The 4,347-nt window shown below is 61.2% G+C and carries 3 protein-coding genes and 1 pseudogene; 1 reads left to right on the top strand and 3 read right to left on the bottom strand.

Translation table 11 applies throughout. The features are described from left to right. Nucleotides 1-192, bottom strand: a pseudogene (locus tag VK519_RS05005) (glucoamylase family protein); the annotation flags it as partial. A 343-nt stretch (nucleotides 193-535) separates the two neighbouring features. Here VK519_RS05005 and VK519_RS05000 point away from each other — a divergent pair. Further along, nucleotides 536-850, top strand: coding sequence for a hypothetical protein (locus VK519_RS05000; protein ID WP_324348034.1), 315 nt, complete (start codon nucleotides 536-538; stop codon nucleotides 848-850). 42 nt (nucleotides 851-892) lie between these two features. On the opposite strand, the gene VK519_RS04995 is transcribed toward VK519_RS05000, so the two are convergent. Both VK519_RS04995 and VK519_RS04990 read right to left on the bottom strand, forming a co-directional pair. Continuing rightward, on the bottom strand, nucleotides 893-2,413 hold the full coding sequence (locus tag VK519_RS04995; RefSeq protein ID WP_324348033.1) for a tryptophan halogenase family protein: 1,521 nt from the start codon (nucleotides 2,411-2,413) through the stop codon (nucleotides 893-895). Nucleotides 2,414-2,510: 97 nt separating this feature from the next. Beyond that, nucleotides 2,511-4,347 (bottom strand): TonB-dependent receptor domain-containing protein (locus VK519_RS04990; protein ID WP_324348032.1); only part of this gene is annotated, 1,837 nt, incomplete at its 5' end.

Below are 4,347 nucleotides of genomic sequence, written 5' to 3'. Positions count from 1 at the left end.
CTCGCGGGTAATGTACCCGCGCTCGGCGCCCACGCCGTAGGCGGTCAGGCCGAAACCCACCGAGGCGATGGAGGCAAAGGATTCACCGGGGAAATGATCGGGCACCAGGCCCGTCTTCGGATCGGCCGCGTCCCAGAACCAGGCGAAGGTGCGGCGCTCCAGGTCGTCGATGCTGGCGGGCACTTTGTTCACCTGGGCAAGCCTTGTCTTTTCAGCCTTGTGGGATACATGCGAGCGCTGGGAATGAGCGGCCGCCTGGCCAGTAGCCGTGGCGCAAACCAGCATGGTCGCGGCCAAGATTGCAAGGCACGAATACTTCAGACCCATGGGTAACCTTCCTGATCAGCCGGTGACACGCGCGCACCGCGCCCGACCAGGCAACGCGCCGCCCTGAAAACGTTTACATCAAGCTGTGCAATATAGCCCGAGACTGTGTTGGCGGGAACAACGTTCTAGAAATTATCGCGGGTCTACCGCGTAAAGTTTGCCAGCGATATCCTTCGGCCACCGGCCAACATAACCCGGGGAGAATGAAATGCCCGCCTTGTACCAAGTAGACGTCAAAGACGTTCCCGCCGACCACGCCGTGCTCACCAAGGCGCTACGCGTCATTGGCAAGATGCCGTTGCAGCGCAGCGCGGAAATCGCCACGTTCCTCCAGGCAAACGGCGGCGGAACCGTCGCCGCGGGCATCGAAAGATCCGTTGCCGACCATATTGTCGGCGAGCTTGGCAAGGCTTCCTTGAAAGCAACAGTTAGCGAAACGTCGGTGAGCACGCCGATGACGTGCTCGCCCGAGGCCGCCGAGTCCTTCCGCTGGACCAGCACGCGTCAGCTCGTTTCCGGCTGAACTGCAAAGAATCATCGCACCTGCCGGCTCGGCTGCCACGGCTCAAGCCACTTTCTCGGCACGGCAATGCTGGGCGATGAATTGTGAATGCAGGGGCATCGCATCGGCGCACTGTCCCACCACGTTCTCGATGCTGGCCATGAAGCCGGCAAGGTCGCTGTCGGGCATCTGGTCCACCAGTGGATGATGCGTGCGCGGCACGATGCCCTGCCCCACCATCACCTGCACCCAGCTGACATCGGCGAACATTTCCTCGGCGTTGCGGAAGAAGCGGCCACTGTCGGCGAAGAGGTCGATATTGTCCTTGAGGCTTTGCGGGATATCCATCGTGCGGCACTGGTTCCAGAACTCGGTGTCGGTGCGCTCGGTGGCCTTGTAGTGCAGGATCAGGAAATCGCGGATGCGTTCGGATTCGAACGTCACCTGATCGTTATAGCGGTCGATCAATACCCGCGAGAAATCCCGCTCCGGGAAGAGTTTCAACAGCCGCGTGATGCCCGACTGGATCATGAAGATGCTGGTGGATTCCAAGGGTTCCATGAAGCCGCTGGCCAGGCCGATCGCCACCACGTTCTTGTTCCAGGGCTTCTTGCGCAAGCCGGTAACGAAGCGCAGCGGGCGTGGATCGGCCAGGGCCTCGCCATCCAGGCGCGAGAGCAGTTTCGCCGCGGCCTCGTCTTCGGAGAGATGCTTGCTGGAATATACATAGCCATTGCCCGTGCGGTGCTGCAGCGGAATGCGCCACTGCCAGCCGGCTTCGCGCGCGGTGGCGCGCGTATAGGGCGTGGGCTCGCCGACATTCGCGCACGGCACCGCCATCGCGCGATCGCAGGGGAGCCATTGGGTGTACTCGTCGTAGCCTGTTTTTAGTGCCTGTTCGATCAACAGGCCGCGGAAACCCGAGCAATCGATGAAGAGTTCGCCTTCCACGCGCTCACCGCTTTCAAGCTTCACCGCGTCGACGAAACCCGAGAGCGGGTTCAATTCGACGCCGAGGATCTTGCCCTCCGTACGCTTGACGCCCAGGAGCTCGGCGTAGTTGCGCAGGTATTTTGCGTATAGGCCGGCGTCGAAGTGATAGGCGTACGCCACGCTTCCGAGGGGCGAGTTGGCCGGTACATCAAGCCCCGGGGCCATGAAACGGTTCTTCAGCGCCGCCACGGAGTTCACCGAGTAGGGCCCCAGATTCTTCTTCGCCATGCCCTTGTGCATGGCCTTGATCCAGTACTGGTGGAAAGGCATCAGGCCGACCTCGTGGCCCATGCTGCCGAATCCATGAATATAGCTTTCGCCCATACGCAGCCAGTCGACGAACTGGATGCCAAGCTTGAAACTGCCGAACGTCTTGCGGACGAAGTCCGCCTCGTTGATGCCCAACAGGTTATTGAAAAGCTTCAGGTGCGGGACGGTGGCCTCGCCTACCCCGATGATGCCTATCTCGTCCGATTCGATCAGGCGGATCGATACGCTCTTGCCCAGTGTGCGGGAAAGCGCGGACGCCGCCATCCAGCCGGCCGTACCGCCGCCGACGATGACGATGTTCCTGATGGCCGGATCAGTCATGGCATGAAGTCCTTCGGGAGGATCGGTTACATGGTGCCACTTAAGACAAGGCCCGCGCGATGGCGGGCCCCGTCCTTGAAGCGGTTGTCGCCGGCGTTTAGAACTTCACGCCCACGGTGAACCTTGCCGTGCGTGGCACGAAGGTGATGTTGCCATGCTTGTCGTACGCCACCGGATTCTGGGGCAGCGTCCCGCTGTTGCCGTAGTTGGTGAGTACCGCGCCATCGTCGAAGTTCTTCCAGTTGAAGACGTTCAGGATGTCAAAGCGCATATAGGCCGAGACATCACCCCAGATCTTGAAGTCCTTGGTGGCCTGCAGGTCGATGTCGCGGTAACCCCAGATATTGCCTCCCACCAGGAATTTACTGCCGCCACGCGGGATGAAGGTCATGGGGATGGCCGCTTCGCCGTTCGGCCCGATCGCACCGTAGTTTGCGACCGCGTTGTACGGCGTGGGCGTGGCCAGGGTGAGCTTGGCCGAGAAACTGAAGCCCCACGGACCGTCGAGCGAACCGGTGGTGACGAGACGGTGCTTGGGCGCCGCATTGGACAAGATGAACGGGTATTGGCCGATCGTCTCTTCGTCAAACGAGTAATGCTCGTTGATGTCCCGGTTCTGGTACGCACGCGTGTAGGTATAGGCGAACGTCGTACTCCAACCCGATTCCTTGGTATACGGCTTGCTGGCCGACAGCAGCAGCTGGGTGGTGCGGGTGCGGATGCCGTTGTTGCCGATGATCAGGCTGCCGAAACCCGGCACGCCGTTGTTCCATGGCTGGCTACCGCCCTGGAAGAACGAGCCATCGGGGTAGCGGTTACCCAGGGTGAAGGCAAAACCGTCGTAGCTCAGCACGCGGGTGACGGTGGCGTCGGTCTGCCAATCGCCCAGCTGGTTGCTCATGCCCAACGAGTACTGGTCGGAGTACGGCGCTTTCAGCTTGTTGTTGAGGACGTCGATTTCCTGGCCGGCGTTGCTCGAAGCGAACTGTGATTGCAGGTTCGGCAGGCCGTTGAGATAGGCCGGGTTCCAGTTCAGGCAGTTGGCGGCCGTCGTGCTGCACGGGCGCTCGGCCACGTTGAAGAACACTTCCTGGATGGGAATGGCCGACTTGGTCTGTTCCAGCTGCAGGTAGTCATACAGGTTGCGATCGTAGGAGCGGCCAGCACCAGCATGGATCACATGGGCTTCGTCGCCGAACAGGTCATACGACATGCCCAGGCGCGGCTGCCATTCCTTGTTGTAGGCGTGGCGGTTGTTGCCATTGCTGATGTAGTCGTTAATGTTCACGCCGCCCTTGGCGAGCGTCTGCGCGTAGGTCTGGCCCGGGAACTGCGTCTGCGCGGCCGGATCGGGCATGTTGAAGGCGGCGATCACATTGTCAGGCGTGACGTGGTCCAGGTACGACGGCGTTTTCTCATAATCCCAGCGCACGCCGAGGTTCAGCGTCAGCTTGTCGGTTACGGCCCAGTCGTCCTGGATGTAGCCGCCGTACTGCTTGCTCTTGGTCTCCGAGACCGGGTCAAGGCCCGCCACCGGGTTGGAGAACTGCACCTTGTACGGCAGAGGGTAGGTGCCGGTGGTGTCCACGTCGTAGTAGAACAGCGGGTTCACGTCGCCGGCGTCTTGCGCGTGCAGCGTCACTTCCTTGTATTTCCAGCCCACCTTGATGGTGTGGTCACCATGCCAGGACAGGTCGTTGAAGGTGAAGTCGTCAGACAGCGACGGACCTTCCTGGCCCTTGATCTGCGTGGCCAGCGGGCCGGCGGCGCCGGTGCCGAGGATAGTGCCGTCATTGGATGGTTGATAGGTGTAGACCGCGCCGTTACCGAAATTCAGCGGGGTCGGGTTATTCGACGAGTTCTCGTAGGTGGCGTTCAGTTCATTGAAGTACCAGTCGCCGCTGTGCTGCCAGCGGAACAGGCCGCGCGTGTCG

This window comes from Pinirhizobacter sp. (assembly GCF_035317885.1).
Lineage (GTDB): Bacteria > Pseudomonadota > Gammaproteobacteria > Xanthomonadales > Rhodanobacteraceae > Pinirhizobacter.
Note: the sequence above shows the minus strand (reverse complement) of the source record. Positions and strands in the feature narration are given on the sequence as shown.

Bases quoted from the DNA above. Each gene is read 5' to 3' on its own strand.
- VK519_RS05000 (WP_324348034.1), top strand. From the start codon at position 536: ATGCCCGCCTTGTACCAAGTAGACGTCAAAGACGTTCCCGCCGACCAC.
- VK519_RS04995 (WP_324348033.1), bottom strand. From the start codon at position 2,413: ATGACTGATCCGGCCATCAGGAACATCGTCATCGTCGGCGGCGGTACG.